We start from the raw sequence: 17,465 nt of genomic DNA on the forward strand, positions 1-17,465 counted from the left end.
TGCCTGTCGACGGGCTCCGTTGGCATGGCTCGCGGTGACATGGCTACGGGCTCGTCAGCCCTCGCGTGCGCGCCATGCCGCCAGCGCGCCGTCGACGAATCCCTCTGCCTGCCCGAAATAGTTGGCCGGATCGCATACCCGGTCCAGCGCGGCGGCATCCATCAGGCCGGCGTGGGCGGGATCTTCGGCCAGCACCGCCGCCAGCGCTGCACGCAGCGTGGTGCCTTCGGCCACCGCCCGCTTGCAGGCGCCTTCGACGAGGTGGTGCGCCTGCAGCCGGCCGATCCGCCCGCCCAGCTCCAGCATGGCGGCTTCGGCGAGAATCAGTCCGTGGGTCATGTCGAGGTTGGCGCGCATGCGCGGCGCATCGACCTGCAGGCCGCTTGCCACCTCCAGCATCTGGCGCAGGGCGCCGGCGCTGAGCGTGACAATCTGCGGGAGGGTGTCCCATTCGGCCTGCCAGCCGCCGAGGGCGCGCTCGTGTTCCTGCACCATGCCGGCGAGCATGCTCGCCACCAGCGGCGGCACGCGCACGGCGGCGGTCAGCACGGCGGCGCAGCCAACCGGGTTGCGCTTGTGCGGCATGGTGCTGGAACCACCGCGGCCCGGGGCGGAGGGCTCGGCGACTTCAGCCACTTCGGTCTGCATCAGCAGCGCAATGTCGCGCGCGATCTTGCCGAGCGTGCCGGTGAGCATGCCGAGCGTGGCGGCCACGTCGGCCAGGCGGTCGCGGTGGCCATGCCAGGGCACGGCGGGCACGGCGAGATCCAGCTCGCGGCCGAGTCCGGCAATCACCGCGGGCGCGGCGTTGCCGAGGCTGGCCAGCGTGCCGGCGGCGCCGCCGAATTGCAGCACGGCGACTTGCTCGCGCGCGGCGCCGAGACGTTGCAGGTTGCGCTGCAGGGCGTCCAGCCAGCCGGCGGCCTTGAGGCCGAAGGTGGTGGGCAGCGCGTGCTGCAGCCAGGTACGACCCACCATCGGCGTGTTGCGGTGCTGCCGCGCGAGCGTGGCGCACGCCTCGCAGAGCGCTTCGAGATCGGTGCCGATGGCCTGCAGCGCACGGCGCAACTGCAGCACCATGCCGGTATCGATGGCGTCCTGGCTGGTCGCGCCCCAGTGCACGTAGCGCGCGGCCCGTTCGTCGCGTGCGGCCACGCGGGCCGTAAGCTGCTTGACCAGGGGAATGGCAAGGTTGCCGCCCGCGACGGCGGCATCGGCCAGCTTGTCGAAATCGATTTCCCCGGCCCGGCAAGCGGCAGCGATCACTGCGGCGGCGTCCTGCGGGATCACCCCGCAACTGGCCTCGGCAAGCGCCAGCGCCGCTTCGAAATCGAGCATGCCCTGCACCGTGCCGGCATCGGAGAATGCGGCCAGCGTATCGGCGCTGCCGAACATGGGGTCGGTCAGTCGGGAAGAAGTAGGCATCGGTTCAGGTTCGCACGGAAAAGAAACGCACGCCGGCGCCGGGCCGCGGAGCGGGCCGGCGCCGGCGTGCGGCGAGACTTGGCGGGAACGGGGCCGCGCCGGCTCAGATATCGAAGAACACCGTTTCGCCCTGGCCTTGCAGTATCACCTGCCACTGCAGCTTGCCCGGGCCCGCCGGCTGCGCCACCAGGGTCTGGCGGCGCTCCGCCGGCACCTGCGACAGGACCCAGTCGCGCGCATTGGCCTGCGTTTCGTCGGGAAAGTATAGACGCGTGGTCAGGTGCTTGAGCAGGCCGCGCATGAACAGCGACACCACGATATGGGGGGCCTGCGGCTGGCCGTCGGGGCCGGGCACGGCGCCCGGCTTGACGGTGACGAAGCGGAAGCTGCCGTCGGCCTGGGTCGGCAGGCGGCCGAAGCCGGTAAAGCCGGGCACCAGGCTGGATTGCGCGCCTTCGCGCTGGTCGTCGGGGTGGCGGTAGTGGCCGGCCGGGCTGGCCTGCCAGATCTCCACCATGCCATCGGACACGGGCTCGCCCCCGCCGTCGACGATGCGGCCCTCGATGACGATGCGCTCGCCGTCCAGGGACGGCGCCTCGGCGGTCAGGTCGCCGGCGTCGAGCGCCGACAGGCCGATATGCAGGTAGGGACCGACGGTCTGGGATGTGGTCGCGTACAGCATGGCTTACTCCATCGGCGTGGCATCGCGGCCGCGCAGCACGATATCAAAGCGGTAGCCAAGCGCGTACTCGGGCACCGTGGTTTCCCAGTCCAGCGCGCATACCAGGCGCTCGCGCGCCTTGGCGTCCGGCACGCAATTGAAGATGGGGTCGAAGGCGAGCAAGGGATCGCCCGGAAAGTACATCTGCGTGACCAGCCGCGTGGCGTAGGCGTTGCCGAACAGCGAGAAATGGATATGCTGCGGCCGCCAGGCGTTGTGGTGGTTGCGCCAGGGATAGGCGCCGGGCTTGATGGTCTTGAACTGATAGCGGCCGTGGGCGTCGGTCACCGCCCGGCCTTCGCCGATGAAATTGGGGTCCAGCGGCGCGTCGTGCTGGTCGCGCTTGTGCACATAGCGGCCGGCGGCGTTGGCCTGCCAGACCTCGATCAGCGCATTCGGCACCGGCCGGCCGTTCTCGTCGAGCACGCGCCCGCTGACCAGGATGCGCTCGCCGATGGCCTCGCCGCGGCCCTGGCCGGTGGTGAGGTCGCTGTCGCCGGCGCGCACGAACTCGGCGCCGAACCGCGGACCGGTCACCTCGGACAGGGTCTGCGGCAGCGCGATCAACGGCTGCTGCGGCGAGCGCAGACGGGTGGAGCCGTAGGGGTCGAAGCGGTACGCGGGCTGGGTGTCCCAGTAATGGCGGCGGTACTGGGCCAGGCCTGGCGGGAGCTTGGGGGGCGAGTCGGCCATGATGCACGTCTCCTTATGGATGAATTTGCATTACTTTATTTGCAGACTTATCTGCTGTAAATTGAGTTTTTCGACCAGATTCATAACTTTTCGATATGCAAAATGCCTTCCGCAGCCGGGTGCGGCTGCGTCACCTGCATTCCTTCGTGGCGGTGGCGCAGACCCAGCACCTCGGCCGCGCCGGCGAACAGCTGGGCCTGAGCCAGCCGGCCATCTCCAAGACGCTGACCGAACTGGAGGCCCTGCTGGGCACGCGCCTGCTGGTACGCAAGCGCTCCGGCACGGAACTGACCGAATCCGGCCAGCGCTTCCTGCGCCACGCCTTGCGCGTGCTGGAGGACCTCGACGAAGCCGCCGGCAGCATCGATGGCGAGTCGGAGAGGGGCGCCCGTCGCATCCGCATCGGCGCCCTGCCCAGCGTGGTGCCCGACCTGCTGCAAGAGGCAGTGCTGGCGTTTCGCGACAGCCACCCCGAAGTCAGCCTGGCCGTGCAGACCGGCATGAACCGCGCGCTGATCGATAGCCTGAAGGCCGACCTGCTCGATATCGTGATCGGCCGCATGGACAATCCGGCGGTGATGGAGGGCTTGTGGTTCGAGATGCTGGACGCCGAGCCGTTGCTGCTGGCGGTGCGCCGCCAGCATGCGCTGGCCGGGCCGCAAGCCGGCACGCCGACACTGGCGGACGTCATGCGCTTCCCGCTGGTGGTGCCGGCGCAGGGCTCGGTGCCGCGCCATAGCGCGGAGAGCATGCTGGCGCGGCACGGCTTCGTGTTGCCGCCGGGCGTGCTGGAAACCTCGGATGCCTACCTGGGCCAGCTGATCGCGCTGAAGTCCGACGCGGTCTGGCTGGCGCCGCGCTGCGCCATGCGACAGGGGCTGGAAAGCGCCGAGCTGGCCTTGCTGCCCATCTCCGGCCATGGCAGCGAAGAGCCTGTCGGCCTGCTGCGCCAGGGCGGGCGCAACCTCGACCACGCCGCCGAGGCCTTCGTGCAGGACCTGCGCGAGCGCGCCGCCGCGCGGGCACGCGGGCACGCGCCGAAGGCGCGGGAGTAGCCGCCGGCAGTGGCTACATCTCCCCCGCGTCCGCCATCTTCTTGCCCGCCGCGCGGGTGACATCGGGCGACAACTGCAGGAAGATCCAAGCCGAGGCCGAGGTGATCAGCCCCACGCAGATGAAGGTGGCGTGAAAGGCCGGCAGCGCGGATGTCGCGCCGTGTTCGCTGAACGCGCCCTGGAAGGTCGCCAGCAGGGCGCCGGCCGATGTGACAGCCAGGCTCATCGACAGCATCTGCACCATCGACAGCAGGCTGTTGCCGCCGCTGGCCCCGGCCGTGCCGAGGTCCTTGAGCGTGACGGTATTCATCGCGGTGAACTGGATCGAATTGACCGCGCCGAACACGGCCAGTTGCACCAGCAGCAGCGCCAGCGGCTGGCTCGGCGAGATCAGCGCGAACGAGGCCATCGCCAGCCCCACCACGAACGTGTTGGTGACCAGCACCTTGCGATAGCCGTGGCGCTCGATCAGTCCCGTGGCAAGGCGCTTGGACGCCATGCCCGCCGCCGTGATCGGCAGCATCATCAGGCCCGCCTCGAACGGCGAATAGGCCAGGCTGACCTGCAGGGTCAGCGGGATCAGGAACGGCATGGCGCCGTTGCCGATGCGCGCGAACAGGTTGCCCAGCAGCCCCACGCTGAAGGTATGGATGCGGAACAGCCGCAACCCGAACAAGGGACGGCGGTGGCGCGTGGCATGCAGCACATAGGCGGTCAGCGAAGCCATGCTGGCAATCAGCAGCATCAGCACCGTGGCATGCTCGAAGCCCAGCTCCGCCAGGCCGTCCAGCGAGAACGACAGCGTCAGCATGGCGATCGCCAGCAGCAGGTAGCCGCTCATATCGAAGCGCGCCACGCCGTGCAGGCGGGCATTGGGCATGTAGCGCATGGTGGCCAGCCCGCCCAGCAGGCCCACCGGCACGTTGATCAGGAAGATCCAGTGCCAGGAGAAAGTCTGGGTCAGCCAGCCGCCCAGCGTCGGCCCGATCAGCGGCCCGACCATGCCCGGGATGGCCACGAAGCTGAGCGCCTGCAGGTACTGGTCGCGCGGGAACGTGCGCAGCACCGCCAGCCGCCCCACCGGCAACAGCATCGCCCCGCCCACCCCCTGCAGCACGCGCGATGCCACCAGCATGCTCAGCGTGCCGGAATACGCGCAGGCCAGCGACCCCGCCACGAACAGGCCGATGGCGGTCTGGAAGATGGTGCGCGTGCCGAAGCGATCGGCCAGCCAGCCCGATGCGGGAATGATCACCGCCATGGTCAGCGAGTAGGCGATCACCACCGACTGCATGCGCAGCGGACTCTCGCCCAGGCTTTTCGCCATCGACGGCAAGGCGGTGTTGACGATGGTGGAATCCAGCGTCTGCATGAAGAAGCCCACCGCCACCACCCACAGCATGATCCTGCGTGTGCGGTCGTCGGGCGCGGGCGGCGTGGCGGGCGTGGCGGGTGTGGCGGGGGTGGCAGTTGTGCCGGAGGTCGTGTCTCGCATCTGGATGGCCGGGCCGGGTATCGCTGTAGTGTAGCCTGCGCGGCAGGTCCTGCCAGACCGCCCCGCCCTCGCGCACCGGCCTCGCCCGGCGAGCGTCGAAGCCCCGCCTCAGATCTCCGCCCTCAGCCCCAGGAAGAAGCGCCGCCCCGGCGCCGGCTCGAAATAGCGGCCGTTGCTTTCGTTGACGATCACCGAGCCGATGTAGTGCCGGTCGGTGATGTTGTCGATGCGGCCGAACGCAAACCAGCGCGTGCGGCCCATGCGGAAGGCGTAGCCGGCGCGCAGGTTGAAGCTGGCGTAGCCGGGCGCGGCCTGGGTGTTGAGGTCGTCGGCAAAGACGCGCCCTTCCACGTGCATTTCCGCGCCCAGCGTGAGGCCGGCCACGGGGCGGTAGGTGGCCTCGAGGTTCAGGCTGTGGCGCGCGGTGCCGGGCAGCCGGTTGCCGGCGGCCACGGTCTGGCCCTGGGCGTTGAGGAAGGCGTCGCCGAAATAGGCATCGAGCCAGGTGTAGGCCAGCCCGGTGCCGAAGCGCTGGGCTGGCCCGAAGCTGCCGTGCCAGCCCAGCTCGAAGCCGCGCCTGCGCACGCCGTTGACGTTCTGGAACACGCTGCGGCCGTTGTCGTTGGACAGCGGCACGATCTCGTCGTGGCTCGCGGCGCCGAACAGGGCGGCTTCGACGCGCTGGTTCGTGCCCTGCCACTTGACGCCTATTTCGCCCTGCCGGCTGGTGGACGGGCTCAAGCCCAGGTTGGTGCCGGCGCCATTGGGGCCGTAGGCCACCTCGGTCAGCGTCGGGGTTTCGAAGCCACGGCCCAGGTTGGCGTAGACGTTGACGGAGTCGAGCGCTTGCCAGACCACCCCGAGCACCGGGCTGACGTTGTTGTACGTGTTGGTGCCGCTGTCGTCGGGACTGGCGGGGGTGATGAAATGATCGTCGATGCCAAGCCTGACCCGGCTGGCGCGCACACCGCCCACCAGCCGCCATGCGGGATGCCAGGTCCAGTCGAACTGCGCGTAGGCGCCGTAGCTGCTGGCGGTGTCGGTCTCATTGCGGCGCAGCGCGCCCTGCACGCCGTTCTGGTTGACGTAGCCGGTGCGCGCGTCGTGCATGCCGTCGGCCTCGGCGCCGGCGCTCCATGTCAGCGGCAGGCCGGCGAAGGTGGTGTCATGGTGCCAGGACAGCGCGGCCCCGCCAAAGCTGCGGTCGATGTCGACGATGCCTCCGGCCGAAGTCGGGGCGGCGCCGCTGAAGCCCAGGTACTGGGTCAGCGCGCGCGTGCCGCCGTAGGCGCGGGCTTCGAGGCGGTCGCGCTCGCCCAGGCGCTGCTCCCACACCAGCCCGCCCTGGGTCTGCCTGACGGTCTTGCCGGTGTTGAACTGCGTGGACAGCGGCACCGACTGGCGCGGGTTGGCATCGGCCTGCGCGCGCGTGAGGCCCAGGGGGTCCTGCGCCTGCGGCTGGTCGAAGATATTGAGCAGCGCGGTGAGCCGGGTGCCGTCCACCGGTTCGGCCACTACCTTGGCGTTGAGCTGGCGGCGCCGCGCCGCGCTGTGGTCGCGGTAGCCGTCGGTCTCGAAGGTCCAGGCGTCGAGCACGGCGCCGATCTTGTCGTTGCCGCCGCCCACGGTGACGCCGGTCGTCCACTGCCCGTCCGAGCCGAAGCCGGTGGAGGCGCGCGCCATCGGTGCCTTGGGCGGATCGGGCGTGAAGACCTGCACCACGCCGCCCGATGCATTGCCGTACATCTGCGCGAAGGGGCCGCGCAGCACCTCGATGCGGCTGGCGTTGTTGAGATCGAAGGTGGAAGCCTGCCCCTGGCCGTCCGGCATGGTGGCGGGAATGCCGTCGACGAACAGCCGCACGCCGCGCACGCCGAAGGTGGAGCGGCTGCCGAAGCCGCGCACGGCCAGTTGCAGATCCTGCGAATAGTTCTGGCGCTCGCGTGCCGCCACGCCCGGCACGCCGGTCAGCAACTCCGAGAGGTTGACCAGCGGGCTGGGGGCGGCCATGGGATCGACCGGCACGCTGTCGATCGCGGCCGGCGCGTCGAAGCGCTTCTGCTCGGCGCGGCTGGCGCTGACCACCACGTCGGGCAGCGTGTCGTCGGCAAAGGCGCCTCCCGAACCCGCGGCGAGCATGGCAGCAGCCAGGCAGCACAGGCGATGCAGGGGCCGAGGGCACCGGTGCTGCCCCGCGCGTGGCCGGGCGAGCCCGCACACCCGCTTGCCGCCCTGCGCGCCGCGCGCCCCGTCACCAACCATGTGCCCGCCCTGCGTTCGTTGATCGGATCCCTTGCCGCCGTTGCCGCATTCCGCCAGGGGTCGCGCAGCGTCTCATTTGGGCCGGATCGCGTCGGCGGTGCCCTGGATGAACGCCTTGATCTTCTCGACGTCCTCCATGCTCAGCTTGCCGGTGAAATCCGGCATGCCGCGCGCCATGGCGGGCCCCTTGAAGACGAATTTGTCCAGATTTTGAATATAGGCGGTGTTCATATAGCCCAGGTTGGGAATATTGCCGCCGCGGTCCACCCCCGGCACGCCGTGGCACAGCACGCAGTTGCTGACGTAGAGCGCGGTGCCGGCGGCGACACTGGCGTGATCGTACTTCACGCCCGACAGCAACTGGTCCGCGCGGTACTGCGCAAAGGCCGGCAGCGGCGCCTTGCCGCCTATCGCGAAGGTGTACACCGTGCCCGGCCCCTGGCGGTCCGTGGCGCGCTGCGCCTGGCCGTACACGCCGCCCCAGCCCACCGCGACGGACACGTACTGCTTGCCGTCCACCATATAGCTGACCGGCGCCGCGATCACGCCGGTGCCGGTGGGCGACTCCCACAGCTTCGCGCCGCTGGTGGCGTCGTAGGCGATGAAGCGCCCGTCCGCCGTGCCCTGGAACACCAGGTTGCCCGCCGTGGTGAGCGTGCCGCCATTCCACGGCGAGACCTGTTCCTGGGTCCATACCGCCTTCTGCTGCACCGGATCCCACGCGATCAGGCGGCCGAAGGGCTTGCTGGCGGGCGGTTCGGCATTGAGGATCTTGGCCGTGTTCCAGCCCACGTTGCCGTGCGGCTGGCCGGGCTGGCCGCCGTTGAAGGTCCAGTTCTTGTCGTCCATCAGGTTCAGCGGCACATGCTGCGCCGGCAGGTAGACCAGGCCGGTCTGCGGATTGAACGACATCGGGTGCCAGTTGTGCGCGCCGTAAGGGCCGGGGATGGCGTCGTAGGGCTTGTCGCCCTGGCGCGCGGCCGGCAACTCGACCGGGCGTCCGTTCTGGTCGTAGCCGCTGGCCCAGTTCACGTCGACGAAGTTCCTGGCCGAGATGAACTTGCCGTCGGTGCGGTCGATGACGAAGAAGAAGCCGTTCTTGGGCGCGTGCAGGATGACCTTGCGCGCCTGCCCGCCGATATTCAGGTCGGCCAGGATCATCTGCTGGGTGGAGGTGTAGTCCCAGTTGTCGCCCGGCGTTTCCTGGTAGTGCCAGACGTATTTGCCGGTATCCGGATCGAGCGCGACGATGGACGCCAGGTACAGGTTGTCGCCACCCGACGGGCTGCGCTTGCTGCGCGACCACGGCGAGCCGTTGCCGGTGCCGACGTACATGAGATTGAGTTCCGGGTCGAAGGCCAGCGTGTCCCACGCGGTGCCGCCGCCGCCAGCCTCCCACCATTTGCCGGCCGGGTCCCAGGTCTTGGCGGCCTGCGCCATCGATTCGTCCTCGAACGGCTTCGACGGGTCGCCGGGCACCGTGAACCAGCGCCACTTCTGCTCGCCGGTGCCGGCATCGTAGGCGGTGATATAGCCGCGCACGCCGTATTCGGCGCCGCCGTTGCCGATGATGACCTTGCCCTTGAACACACGCGGCGCGCCGGTGATGGTGTAGGAATGCTTGCGGTCGATGATGGTGTCCTTCTCCCACACCTTGCGGCCGTTCGACGCGTCCAGCGCGATCAGCCGGCCGTCATAGGCGGCGACGAACACCTTGCCCTGGTAGAGCGCCACCCCGCGGTTGACCACATCGCAGCAACCGCGGTAGCCGAGCGAGCGGTCGACCTTGGGATCGAAGCTCCAGAGCCGCTTGCCGCTACGCGTGTCGACCGCATGCACCACGCTCCACGAGGCGGTGACGTACATGATGCCATCCACCACCAGCGGCGTGGCCTCGACCCCGCGCGTGGATTCGAGGTTGTAGGACCAGACCAGCCCGAGCCCCTTGACGTTGTCGGCATTGATCTGGGAGAGCCGGCTGAAGCGGGTCTCGGCGTAATCCAGGCCATAGCTGGGCCAGTCCGGCGTCCTGGCTGCGTTGGCCTCGATAAAGGCGCCGTCGATGCTGCGGGTGACGGCGCGGATATGGTCGGGCGTGGCCGTCCGGGCCGCGGGCTTGCCCTGCGCGGCGGCCGGCGCGGCCATCGTCACGGCCGCGGCAGCCGCCAGCAGCACGCTCGCGGCGCGCCGATGGCGTGACAGAACGCGCGGCAGAACGCGCGACAGAATGCATGACAGAACCCGCATGGATTCGTGGCTCATCGTGTCTCCTCTCTCTTGTGCTTTTTTGCTTATTCTTCGGGGGGATGCGAAAGGCGCTGCCGGGGCCGCGGGCCGGCAGCATGGCGGACCTCCTCCGCCACGCTGCCGCATGCAGCAGGCCTAAGCATGTGCGTACCGCGCACCTTTTAAATACCCGGGATTACCCGCAGGGCGTCGGCCCGGTCGCCCGGCAAAGGCCGGGTGCGCGGCGGCGCCCCTCAGTAGGCCATGCAGACCGACTTGAGCTCGGTATAGGACTCGATGGCCGAGTAGCCATGCTCGCGGCCCACGCCAGACGCCTTGTAGCCGCCGAACGGCATATTGGGGTCGACGATGTTGTGCGTGTTGACCCAGACCGTGCCGGCATCGAGCCCGTCCACCAGGCGCTGCACGGCGCGCAGGTCGTTGCTCCAGATGCTGGCGCCGAGACCGTACTCCGAGCGGTTGGCCTCGGCCAGGACAGCCTGCGGATCGTCGAACGGCATGGCCACCACGACCGGCCCGAACACTTCTTCGCGCACCAGCGTCAGGTCCTTGCAGGCCGCGTTGGCCACCACCGTGGGCCGCACGAAATAGCCTGGACGGTCCGGCGCGGTGCCGCCCGCGATGATCTCCGCGCCTTCGCTGCGCCCCGTGCCGATCAGGCCCATGACCTTGTCGCGCTGGCGCGCCGACACCAGCGGCCCCATCTGGCTGGCCGGATCGAGCCCGGAGCCCAGCACCGTGGCGTTGGCCACCTTGCCCAGCCCTTCGACCACCTGCTCGTAGTGGCGGCGCGCCACGTAGAGGCGCGAGCCGGCCGTGCACACCTGCCCCTGGTTGAGGAAGATGGCGGCGGCCGCGCCGGCGATGGCGTTTGCCGGATCGCAATCGTCCAGCACGATGACCGGGCTCTTGCCGCCCAGCTCCAGCGATACACGGCGGATATCCTGGCCGCAGCGCGCCCCGATCAGGCGGCCTACCTCGGTGGAGCCGGTGAAGGTGATCTTGTTCACGCCGGGATGCCCGACCAGCGCCGCGCCGGTCGAGCCGTCTCCGGTGACCACATTGAACACGCCCGCCGGGAATCCCGCCTCGAGCGCCAGCTCGGCCAGCCGCAGCGCAGTCAGCGGCGTCTCCTCGGCCGGCTTGAGCACCACCGTGCAGCCGCACGCCAGCGCCGGCGCGATCTTCCACACCGCCATCAGCAGCGGGAAATTCCACGGCACGATGGCGCCCACCACGCCCACCGGCGTGCGCCGCGTCGAAGCGCTATAGCGCGTACCCGGCGGGAACGGCACCGAGATATCGAGCGTGCTGCCTTCGATCTTGGTGGCCCACCCCGCCATATAGCGCAGCCATTGCGCGCTGCCTGCCACCTCCAGCCCTTGGGCGAAGGCCAGCAGCTTGCCGTTGTTGAGCGTCTCCAGCCGCGCCAGTTCGTCGGCGTGCAGTTCCACCAGGTCGGCGAGCTTGAGCAGCAGCCGCTCGCGCTGGGCCGGCACCATGGCGCGCCAGGCGCCGCCCGCAAAGGCACGCGCGGCGGCGGCCACGGCGGCATCGATATCTGCCGCGCCACCCGCCGGCACGCGTGCGATCGCCTCGCCCGTGGCGGGATCGAACACGGCGAAGGTCTCGCCCGAGGCGGCCTGGCGCCATTCGCCGTCGATCAGCATGGCATTGCGGATGGCCTGATCCAGGTTGTTGCGGGCTTCCTTGGGTGCATTCATCTTCGTCTCCGGTGGATGTCGGCTTGCGCCTTGTTGTGGAGAACGAAGTTAGCATCGCGCCTTGGGGCGTGGCTTGTCTGGCCGTGCACAATGCTTGCCGATGCGTGCAAGCGCGCGTGAAGCAGGGAATGGCGCGGATCAGTGCGGCAGCGCAACACGGGCGGGCCGGGCGGCGCCCGCATGCCGCTGCCGCCATTGCGAGGGGCTCATGCCAAAGCGCTCGTGGAACACGCGGCTGAAATGCGCGGCATCGGCAAAGCCGAGCGCGAAGGCGATCTCGGTGATGCTGCGCCCCGCCTCGCCGGACAGGCGCTGCGCGGCCTGTCGCAGCCGGCGCGACAAGATGTAGGCATGGGGCGTCAGGCCGGCCTCGCGGAACAGGTTGTACAGCGTGCGGCGCGAAACGTTGAGCACCGAGGCCAGCCGCTGCACCGAGAGCTCGGGATCATGCAGGTGGGCATCGATGAACTCGGCCAGGCGGTGCAGGCGCCCCTCGCCCAGGTGGCTCGCCATGGCGGCGCCGGCCGCATCGCCGGCGGCCGGCCGGGCCGCCGCATGCACGCCCTGCAGCGCGGTTTCCATCAGCGATACCACCGAATCCTGCAGCACGGTCTGGCCCTGGTGATCCAGCAGGTGGCCGGCACAGGTGTCATGGAGCAGCGCGCCCAGCGCCGATACCGCGATGCGCGCCGCCCCTTCGCCCGGCAAGGCCTGGCCTCCCAGGCTCGCGGCTGCGTCGCGCCAGCCGAAAGCGCGCTCCTGCGGCACCAGCAACACCAGCACGCGGCTGCGCTCACCCATTTCGATGCTGTAGGGCTGCGCGGTATCGTAGATCGACCACATGCCCGCGCCGAGCGCAGCCTCGTTGCCGCGCTGCGCCACGCGGCTGTGCCCGTTCAGTTGCCAGAAGATCTTGAAGAAGCCGGCATCCGATGCCGCCGCGTGGCGCGGCTCGCGCGCCACGCGATGCGCGTCGACCTCCAGGTCCGCCACCGCGCAGGCGCCGAAGCGCGCATAGCTGAAGCTGCAATGAAAACGTCCGCTGCCCTGGCGCGAATATTCCAGCGGCAGGAAGCTGGTGTCGATCGCCTGGCGCCATTGCTCGAAGCTCAGGCCATTCATGCGGGACGAGATCTGCGGCAGGCATTGCACGGCTGGCATCGGGCATCTCCAGGGACCGGGGCTGCCGGCGGCGGTGAAACCGTCGTGCCGGCAGGGCCGAAAGCGGATCACAAGCCTAATGGAAAGCCGGTAGGCAGACAATGGGAACAATTACCCGGCCGAAGGCCCGCACGGCTTCGCCTGCGCTAGGGGCGCGCCTCGTAGATCAGGTTGAACGGCGTTTCCGTGGCCCGCCGGAAATGCCGGAAGCCGCCGCGCGTCACCACCTCGCGGATGCGCTGCTCGCCCGCCTGCGCGCCAAGGCACATCGCGCCTTCCTGCGCGCGCGAAGCCGGCGTGCAGATGAAGGTGGACGCCGAATAGAAGATGCGCCCCACGGGATTGAGGTTCTCCTCGAGCCGGTCCTGCGCGAACGGCTCCACGATCATCCAGGTGCCATCGGGCTTGAGGCTGTTCCACACATGGTGCGAGGCGCCCACGGGGTCGCCCATGTCGTGCAGGCAGTCGAACATCGCCGCCAGGTCGTAGCCGCTGCCGGGGAAGTCCTTGGCGCTGGCCACCTCGAACGTGACCCGGTCCGCCACGCCGGCGCGCTGCGCGGCTTCGCCGGCATAGCGGATCGAGGGCTCGTGGTAATCGAAACCGTGGAAGGTGGAGTTGGGATAGGCCTGCGCCAGGATGATGGTGGACGCGCCGTGCCCGCAGCCGATGTCGGCCACGCTGGCGCCCGCTTCCAGGCGCGCGCCCACGCCCTCCAGCGCCGGGATCCAGTCGGTCACCAGGTGCGCGGCGTAGCCGGGCCGGAAAAAGCGCTCGGTGCCGTGGAACAGCGCGGCGTCATGCTCGTGCCAGCCGAGGCCGGCGCCGGAGCGGAATGCCTCGATGATCCTGGGAATGGCCTTGAACTGCGCCACGGCGATTTCGAACGCGCCCGGGATGAAGGCCGGCCCGCCTTCCACGGTCAGCGCGAAGGCCTGCTCCTCGCTCAGGTGGAACTGCCCGGTGGCCGGATCGTATTCCACGAAGCCGCTGGCGGCCTGGGCCGACAGCCACTCGCGCACGTAGCGCGCATCGGTGCCGGTATCGTGCGCCAGCTCCTGCGCGCTCAGCGCCTTGCCGGCCAGCGCCTTGTACAGCCCGAGCTTGTCCCCGACCACGATGGTCGCGGCGTGCATCACGGCGCCGAGATCGTGCACGAAGTTGCCCATGAATGCGTTCAGCTTGCTTTCGTCGAGTGCCATGGCGGACTCCTTGATGGCGGGTGGGAGGAGACGGGGCGACCGCGGGGCGGCCACGGGCCGCTGGCGGTGGCACTACCCGTGTGCTACTTTTTCTGGGAGCGCTGCCGGTGCGGCGCGGCATCGCGGTGCCGCAGGCCCGCTGGCGCGCCCTACCGCATCCAATATCGGCCGGCATCGTTGGAATCACGGTTGGAATCACGGCAGGAGGCAGCAGCGTGAGGGCCACCGATCTCGCTTCAGCGCAGACCATCGCCGGCCTGGAAATCCGCCTGCTGGGTGATGTATGCGTGACCCGCCAGGGCGCCCCGCTGACACTGCCCGCCTCCCGGCGCACCCGCGCCCTGCTTGGCTACCTGGTGGCCGAGGGCACTGCCCAATCGCGGCAGGTCTTGTGCGACTTGCTCTGGGAAGGCCCCGACGACCCGCGCGCCGCCTTGCGCTGGAGCCTCACCAAGCTTCGTCCGCTGGTGGACCAGGCGGGCGTGTCTGGCGCGGGCGGCATCACCAGGCTGGTTGCCGACCGCGAGCGCGTGGCCTTTGCCGCGCACGGTGCGGCGATCGACATCGCGCGCGTCGAGGTGCTGCTTGCCGCGGGGCCGCAGACAACATCGCTTGCCGCACTGGAGGAAGCAGCCGCCCTGCTGAAGGGCGAATTCCTCGCCGGCCTGGACCTGGCCAACTGCTATCGCTTCTATCACTGGTGCACGGCGCGGCGCGAGCGCTACGACGCCCTGCGCCGGGCCGTGCTCGCCGAGCTGGTTGCACGCCTGCACGCCACGCCTGCCCTGGCCCTGCCCTACGGCCGGGCCATGGTGGCCGCCGATCCGCTCACCGAATCCGCGCACGCCACGCTGGTCGCCCTGCTGGCAGCGGCCGGGCGCTACCCGGATGCCGAGCAGCACTACACCTATGCGCGCGACATGTTGCGGCGCGAGCTGTCAGCGCCGGCCGGCGGACCGCTCGATGCAGCCATCCACCATGCGCGCCGCGAAATGCACGCCCTGGGCGCATCGGGCACCGACGCGCAGGCTGCCGAGCTGGCCGGGCTGGCCGACGCCCCTGTCGCTGCACGGCCCGATCCGCAGCCCGATCCGGAGCCCGACCCGCAGTCAATGCCTTTGACAGGACGGCAGTCCGAATGCCGGGCCATCGCGCGCCTTGTCGCCGGCGGCGCGGACAGGCAGGCGCTCTTGCTCTTTCTCGGGGAACCAGGCCTCGGCAAGACCCGGCTGCTCGACCACTTCGCCGCCAGCGCCGCGGCTGCCGGCCTGCGCGTGCTCCGCGGCCGCTGCTACGAGGCCGAGATGGTGCGGCCCTACGGGCTCTGGCTCGATACCCTGCGTGGCATCGGCGCCGACGATGTGCCGGCCGCCGCGCAGCTCGCGGCGCCGCTGCTGGCGACCGGCGCGGGCAACCCTGCCAGCATGGCCGGCACCGTCCGCGAAGGCAGCCGCGAGCAGCTGTTCGGTGCCGCAGCCAGCCTGCTGCAAGCGCTCGCCGCCGCGCAGCCGCTCGCGCTGGCGCTGGATGACCTGCACTGGCTCGACGAGGGCTCCGCGGCCCTGCTGCACTTCCTGTGCCGCACGCTCGCGCCCGGCGCACGCATGATCTTTGCCGGCGCCGCGCGCTCGGGCGAGATCGACGACAATCCGTGGGCCAAGGGCATGCTCCATTCGCTTGCCCGCGAGGCACGCCTGCTGCGCATGCCGCTGGCACCGCTGGAAGCGCCCGATGTCGCGGCCCTGCTCGGCCCGGCAGGCGCCGCGATGGATCCCCTGGCGGTCGCGCGCGACAGCGGCGGCAATCCGCTGTTCGTCATCGAGCTCGCCCGCGCGCGCCAGCCGGCGCGCGACGATGCCGGCGACGGCCGCCTGCCGCGCCGCACGCTCGACACACTGATCGCAGAGCGCCTGGACGCGCTCGATCCCGTTGCGCACGAGCTGCTCACGCGTGCCTCCGCGCTCGGGCGCGAAGTGCGGCCAAGGCTGCTGGCGGATATCTCGGGTGTGCCGCTCGCCCAGATGCTCGACAGCCTCTCGCAGCTGGAGCGGCGCGGCCTGCTCAAGCCCACCGGCGAAGGCCATTTCGACTTTAGCCACGATGTGGTGCGCCAGGCAGCCTACCGCGCCATCTCCCCGCCGCGCCGCCGCGAAATCCATCGCCTGATCGCGCAGCAACTGGCCGCGGCCTGCGCGGACGACCCCCGCCTGCATGGCGAGCTGGCCCACCACGCCAGCCTTGCCGGCGATGCGCCGCTGGCCGCGCAGGCCTGCCTGGCGGCGGGCCAGCATTGCCTGTGCGTGTATGCCAACGACGAGGCCGCGGCGGTGGCCGAACGCGGCCTCGCGCAGCTCGGACAGCTGCCGCCGGGCGCCGCCCGCGTGCGCCTGGCCATCGGACTGCTGAAGCTGCGGGCCGTGGCCGCCACGGCAGCCGGTGCACGGCGGCTGCCCGCGCTGTGCGGCGCGCTGGAAGACGCCATCGGCGCCGCGCAGGCCCTGTCGCTGCACGAGGAGGCCGCGGCGGGCCTGCATATCCTCTCGTGGCTGTACCAGCAACGCAACGACACCGGGGGGGCCCGCCAGTGCACGCTGGAGGCCGAGCGCATGACGCGCAAGGCCGATGCCGCCACGCGCTGCCAGCAGCTCGCCAACACGGCCCGCTGCCTGCTCGAAGTGGAAGCCGACCTGCCGCGCGCGCGCGCCATGCTGGCCGAGGCCGACCCGCTCGCCGACACGCTCGACCTCCAGGTGACGGAACTGATGTGGGGCCACGGCCTGCTGGCCCGCGTGGACGGTGACCTGGCAGCCGCGCATGGGCACGTCGCTTGCGCCGTTGCGCTCTCCCGGCAGCGCCAGGATCACTGGCGCGAGTACGAATGCCTGGTCTGGCTGGCCACCATTGCCTTCGAGCTCGGCCGCTTCGATGACGTCACGGCGTGCTGCGCCGAGATCGGGCGGGCCGCCCAGCGCATGCGCACGCCGGGTGCGGCGGATGGCTCGCCGGCACCCGAATGCGACGAGGCCGACGCGCCGTTCGCCCGCGCGCTCGGCGCGCTGGCCGCGCTGCGGCCCGGCACGGATGGTGAGCAAGAACGGGCAGAGGCCGCGGGCGTGCTGGCGGCATCGCACGCGGCGCTGCGTGCGATGGACGACAAGGCACACCTGGCCTACGCACTCAACGCAGCAGCGGCAATCGCGCTCGGACAGGGCCAGCGGGACGCGGCCCACGCCTGTGCAAGCGAGGCGCTGGAAGCTGCCCGCGCCGTGCGCAGGCTGACCGAGATGGCGGTCGCCACGGCCTGCCTGGCGCAGCTGGCCGCCGCGGCCGGCGATGCGGCAGGCGCGGCGGCGCTGCTGGGCGAGCTGCGCTGGTTGCTGACCGGGCACCGCTGCAGCGCGCGCGCCGCGGCGGCGCTGGATCGTGCCCTTCAGGCATGCCGAGCCATTCCAACGCTCGCGCCAACGCTGGGACACTAGC

The 17,465-nt window shown here is 70.3% G+C and carries 11 protein-coding genes; 2 read left to right on the forward strand and 9 right to left on the reverse strand.

Annotation, left to right across the window (positions count from 1 at the left end; genetic code table 11):
* Nucleotides 1-54: 54 nt before the first annotated feature.
* The 3 genes from AC1DKV_RS09465 to pcaH form a co-directional block, all read right to left on the reverse strand.
* Nucleotides 55-1,425 carry a 3-carboxy-cis,cis-muconate cycloisomerase gene (locus tag AC1DKV_RS09465; protein WP_441614961.1) on the reverse strand — a complete coding sequence of 457 codons (1,371 nt, stop codon included), beginning with the start codon at nt 1,423-1,425 and terminating at the stop codon, nt 55-57.
* Between the two features lie 103 nt (nt 1,426-1,528).
* On the reverse strand, nt 1,529-2,107 hold the full coding sequence (gene pcaG / locus AC1DKV_RS09470) for a protocatechuate 3,4-dioxygenase subunit alpha (RefSeq protein WP_441614963.1): 579 nt from the start codon (nt 2,105-2,107) through the stop codon (nt 1,529-1,531).
* A gap of 3 nt (nt 2,108-2,110) precedes the next feature.
* On the reverse strand, nt 2,111-2,839 hold the full coding sequence (gene pcaH / locus AC1DKV_RS09475; RefSeq protein WP_441614965.1) for a protocatechuate 3,4-dioxygenase subunit beta: 729 nt from the start codon (nt 2,837-2,839) through the stop codon (nt 2,111-2,113).
* Between the two features lie 95 nt (nt 2,840-2,934).
* Here pcaH and AC1DKV_RS09480 point away from each other — a divergent pair, with 95 nt between their 5' ends.
* On the forward strand, nt 2,935-3,894 hold the full coding sequence (locus AC1DKV_RS09480; protein WP_441614967.1) for a LysR substrate-binding domain-containing protein: 960 nt from the start codon (nt 2,935-2,937) through the stop codon (nt 3,892-3,894).
* A 13-nt stretch (nt 3,895-3,907) separates the two neighbouring features.
* Here AC1DKV_RS09480 and mdtD read toward each other — a convergent pair whose 3' ends face one another.
* The 6 genes from mdtD to AC1DKV_RS09510 all read right to left on the reverse strand — a co-directional run bounded on the left by mdtD (nt 3,908) and on the right by AC1DKV_RS09510 (nt 13,985).
* Nucleotides 3,908-5,389: a multidrug transporter subunit MdtD gene (gene mdtD / locus AC1DKV_RS09485; protein WP_441614969.1), complete on the reverse strand. Its 1,482-nt coding sequence runs from the start codon at nt 5,387-5,389 to the stop codon at nt 3,908-3,910.
* Nucleotides 5,390-5,497: 108 nt separating this feature from the next.
* The gene (locus AC1DKV_RS09490) at nt 5,498-7,528 is read right to left on the reverse strand and encodes a TonB-dependent receptor family protein (RefSeq protein ID WP_441614970.1); all 2,031 of its coding nucleotides are present in this window, start codon (nt 7,526-7,528) and stop codon (nt 5,498-5,500) included.
* Between the two features lie 195 nt (nt 7,529-7,723).
* On the reverse strand, nt 7,724-9,913 hold the full coding sequence (locus AC1DKV_RS09495) for a PQQ-dependent dehydrogenase, methanol/ethanol family (RefSeq protein ID WP_441614972.1): 2,190 nt from the start codon (nt 9,911-9,913) through the stop codon (nt 7,724-7,726).
* Between the two features lie 218 nt (nt 9,914-10,131).
* Nucleotides 10,132-11,622 (reverse strand): phenylacetaldehyde dehydrogenase StyD, encoded by a 1,491-nt coding sequence (gene styD, locus AC1DKV_RS09500; protein ID WP_441614974.1) that lies wholly within the window; start codon nt 11,620-11,622, stop codon nt 10,132-10,134.
* A 138-nt stretch (nt 11,623-11,760) separates the two neighbouring features.
* The gene (locus AC1DKV_RS09505; RefSeq protein WP_441614976.1) at nt 11,761-12,783 is read right to left on the reverse strand and encodes a helix-turn-helix domain-containing protein; all 1,023 of its coding nucleotides are present in this window, start codon (nt 12,781-12,783) and stop codon (nt 11,761-11,763) included.
* A gap of 146 nt (nt 12,784-12,929) precedes the next feature.
* Entirely contained in the window at nt 12,930-13,985 is a 1,056-nt protein-coding gene (locus AC1DKV_RS09510) for a class I SAM-dependent methyltransferase (RefSeq protein WP_441614978.1), read from the reverse strand.
* Nucleotides 13,986-14,200: 215 nt separating this feature from the next.
* Between AC1DKV_RS09510 and AC1DKV_RS09515 the strand changes: the two genes are divergently transcribed.
* On the forward strand, nt 14,201-17,464 hold the full coding sequence (locus AC1DKV_RS09515; protein WP_477137597.1) for an ATP-binding protein: 3,264 nt from the start codon (nt 14,201-14,203) through the stop codon (nt 17,462-17,464).
* Nucleotide 17,465: the final 1 nt, after the last annotated feature.

Source organism: Cupriavidus sp. 05T41, from assembly GCF_056396525.1.

What these genes read in the sequence shown, in the direction of transcription:
- AC1DKV_RS09465 (WP_441614961.1), bottom strand. Translation starts at nt 1,425, where the DNA reads ATGCCTACTTCTTCCCGACTGACCGACCCCATGTTCGGCAGCGCCGAT.
- styD (WP_441614974.1), bottom strand. Translation starts at nt 11,622, where the DNA reads ATGAATGCACCCAAGGAAGCCCGCAACAACCTGGATCAGGCCATCCGC.
- AC1DKV_RS09505 (WP_441614976.1), bottom strand. Translation starts at nt 12,783, where the DNA reads ATGCCAGCCGTGCAATGCCTGCCGCAGATCTCGTCCCGCATGAATGGC.
- pcaG (WP_441614963.1), bottom strand. Translation starts at nt 2,107, where the DNA reads ATGCTGTACGCGACCACATCCCAGACCGTCGGTCCCTACCTGCATATC.
- pcaH (WP_441614965.1), bottom strand. Translation starts at nt 2,839, where the DNA reads ATGGCCGACTCGCCCCCCAAGCTCCCGCCAGGCCTGGCCCAGTACCGC.
- AC1DKV_RS09490 (WP_441614970.1), bottom strand. Translation starts at nt 7,528, where the DNA reads ATGCTCGCCGCGGGTTCGGGAGGCGCCTTTGCCGACGACACGCTGCCC.
- AC1DKV_RS09510 (WP_441614978.1), bottom strand. Translation starts at nt 13,985, where the DNA reads ATGGCACTCGACGAAAGCAAGCTGAACGCATTCATGGGCAACTTCGTG.
- AC1DKV_RS09480 (WP_441614967.1), top strand. Translation starts at nt 2,935, where the DNA reads ATGCAAAATGCCTTCCGCAGCCGGGTGCGGCTGCGTCACCTGCATTCC.
- AC1DKV_RS09495 (WP_441614972.1), bottom strand. Translation starts at nt 9,913, where the DNA reads ATGAGCCACGAATCCATGCGGGTTCTGTCATGCATTCTGTCGCGCGTT.
- mdtD (WP_441614969.1), bottom strand. Translation starts at nt 5,389, where the DNA reads ATGCGAGACACGACCTCCGGCACAACTGCCACCCCCGCCACACCCGCC.